The 2,376-nt window shown below is 61.5% G+C and carries 3 protein-coding genes and 1 pseudogene; 2 read left to right on the forward strand and 2 right to left on the reverse strand.

Annotation, left to right across the window (positions count from 1 at the left end; translation table 11 throughout):
• Window positions 1–525, reverse strand: a pseudogene (gatB, locus tag AC1DT3_RS18235) (Asp-tRNA(Asn)/Glu-tRNA(Gln) amidotransferase subunit GatB); the annotation flags it as partial.
• A 213-nt stretch (window positions 526–738) separates the two neighbouring features.
• On the opposite strand from gatB, the gene AC1DT3_RS18240 reads away from it, so the two are divergent.
• Window positions 739–1,035 carry a hypothetical protein gene (locus AC1DT3_RS18240; RefSeq protein ID WP_477466642.1) on the forward strand — a complete coding sequence of 99 codons (297 nt, stop codon included), beginning with the start codon at window positions 739–741 and terminating at the stop codon, window positions 1,033–1,035.
• A 57-nt stretch (window positions 1,036–1,092) separates the two neighbouring features.
• Here the strand turns inward: AC1DT3_RS18240 and AC1DT3_RS18245 are convergent, their stop codons facing one another.
• Window positions 1,093–2,013, reverse strand: coding sequence for a DMT family transporter (locus tag AC1DT3_RS18245; RefSeq protein WP_477466643.1), 921 nt, complete (start codon window positions 2,011–2,013; stop codon window positions 1,093–1,095).
• A gap of 135 nt (window positions 2,014–2,148) precedes the next feature.
• Here AC1DT3_RS18245 and AC1DT3_RS18250 point away from each other — a divergent pair.
• Window positions 2,149–2,376: ArsR/SmtB family transcription factor (locus tag AC1DT3_RS18250; protein ID WP_477466644.1), on the forward strand; the 228-nt coding region annotated here is incomplete at its 3' end.

Genomic DNA, 2,376 nt, shown 5'->3' on the forward strand with positions numbered 1-2,376 from the left:
AAGATCGGGTCGCGACACGATTTCCATCAGCGCCACGCCGGAGCGGTTGAGATCGACGAGGCTCATCGAGGGGTGCAAGTCGTGGATCGACTTGCCGGCATCCTGCTCCAAGTGGAGGCGCTCGATACCGACCGTGATGGTCTCGGTGTCGGACACGTCGACCGTGACCTCGCCCTCCCCGACAATGGGGCTCTTGTACTGGCTGATCTGATATCCCTGGGGCAGATCCGGGTAGAAATAGTTCTTCCGGTCGAAGACGCTGCGGTGGTTGATTGCGGCCTTCAGACCGAGCCCGGTACGGATCGCCTGACGGACGCATTCCTCGTTGATCACGGGAAGCATGCCAGGCATGGCCGCATCCACGAGCGAAACGTGACTGTTCGGCTCGCCGCCAAATGTCGTCGAGGCGCCAGAGAACAACTTCGCTTGGCTGGTGATCTGGGCATGGATTTCCATGCCGATCACGACCTCCCAATCGCCTGTCGCGCCCTTGATGAGCTTTTTCGGGTTCACAGGAGCGTTCATGCCGCCTCGCGTCTCAACATTTCAATGGTCTCGGATGGGAGTAAGAGCCAACGCCCGCCCGGGTCAACCCCTCTCAACCTGAACGGATGTTCAGGATGGAACCGCGACCATACAGTTGATTCCACACTTATTCACAGATTCCGGCCCCGCTTCGATGAAACCCGTTCGGACATTGAGCGTTGAACCGATGATCAAAAGGTCAAGGAGTCAACAATGTCCATGGATCGAGATCCGAACATCTACAATCGTGACCCTGAGGTCTATGACCGCGAGGCGCGTGGATCGAACACCCTCGCTTATTTGATTGGCGGTCTCGTCATCGCGCTGGGTCTTCTTGCATTCCTCTTCTATGACGGCGGCGGTCGGGACGTGAGCACGACCGGCAGCACGACGTCGCAGCCCACGCAGAGCGCTCCGGCCAATCCGACGGCGCCGACGCCTGCTCCTGCATCGCCCTTGAGCCCGCCGGCTTCGCCTGCGAACCCCACAGCTCCGGCTCCGCAGCAGTAAGCGTCGACGACATCGCCTCGACGAAAGGGCCCGGTTCTCGCCGGGCCTTTTCTCTTTTCACTCGGCTGCCGCAGCCACCGATTTCTTCCGTTCCGGCGTCGTGATCGCCGCAATCCCGAGAAGAATGATGGCCACCCCGACCCATACGATCGGCGGAAGGGTTTCCCCCAGGATCAACGCGGAGATACCGACACCGATCGGCACGCGCAGATAGGCTTGCGCGGTGACGCCGACGGATCCCAGCGTGTGGACGAGGCGGAAATAGATCGTCAGCGCGAGCGAAGTCGAGAAGACCGAGAGACAAACCAACGCCCAGAGCGACTCGACCGATGGCGCAAGCGTCCATGGCCGATCGACGGCGAGACTCACGGGGAAAAGAATCACGGCGCCGCAGATCAGAGAACCCGCCGCCGTCGCCATCGGATCGATATGCTTGGAGCGCTTACCGAAAATGGCCGCGTAGCCATAACAGAACGACGCGAAGATGATCGCCAGCTGCGCCGCGACTTCCCGTCCGAAACCCGCCAACGCCTGGGGTCCGACGATGACGCAAGCACCGGTCAGGCCGAGCAGGACGCCGACCAGCTTGCGAAAGGTCGTCGGCTCGTGCCTGAACCAGAGCCAAGTCAGGAGAAACGCGAAAACCGGAGTCATCGCATTCAGGATGACCGCGAGGCCCGCTTCGACGTCTCTCTCCGCCCACGCGATGAGGGTGAACGGGATCACGCTGTTGAGGCAGGCCTGAATGGCAAAATCCTTCCACGCCGCGAGGTCGCGCGGAAACGTGACGCCCCGCATTCTCATGATCACCAGAAGGACGCCCCCGGCGATCGCGGTCCGCGCGGCGATCAGGGTCACCGGGGGGATCGTTTCGATGCCGATCTTGATGAACGTGTAAGACGCTCCCCAAAGGGTCGCGAGTACGACCAGCAGAGCGAGTTCGACGGCATAATTCGTGTTTGCGAGGGTCCTGCCCATCTCACTCGTCCCTGTCGTGGCAATTTCGATGGCGATTCATGTCACTTCGACTGCTGAAAGTCTCATTCGAACACTTCGGCCGCCGCCGAAGCGTCCGGTGCTGCACTCGGGCCAAAGTCTGGCTATGATCCTGCCATGACAACATTCGCCTCGAGCATCGTGCTCGCGGAAATCGCCGCGTCGATCGGCGACGTCTCGCGCGCCAACATTCTCTCCGCCCTCATGGACGGCCGGGCGCTGACCGCCAGCGAACTGGCTTGGCATAGCGGCGTCAGCCCGCAGACCGCGAGCGGACACCTCGCCAAGCTGGTCGAGACGTCCCTTCTCGCCGTCGAGCGTCAAGGCCGTCATCGATACTACCGG

The organism is Microvirga sp. P4_G7, from assembly GCF_056401005.1.

Coding starts and splice junctions, on each gene's coding strand:
- AC1DT3_RS18240 (WP_477466642.1), top strand. CDS start 739: ATGTCCATGGATCGAGATCCGAACATCTACAATCGTGACCCTGAGGTC.
- AC1DT3_RS18245 (WP_477466643.1), bottom strand. CDS start 2,013: ATGGGCAGGACCCTCGCAAACACGAATTATGCCGTCGAACTCGCTCTG.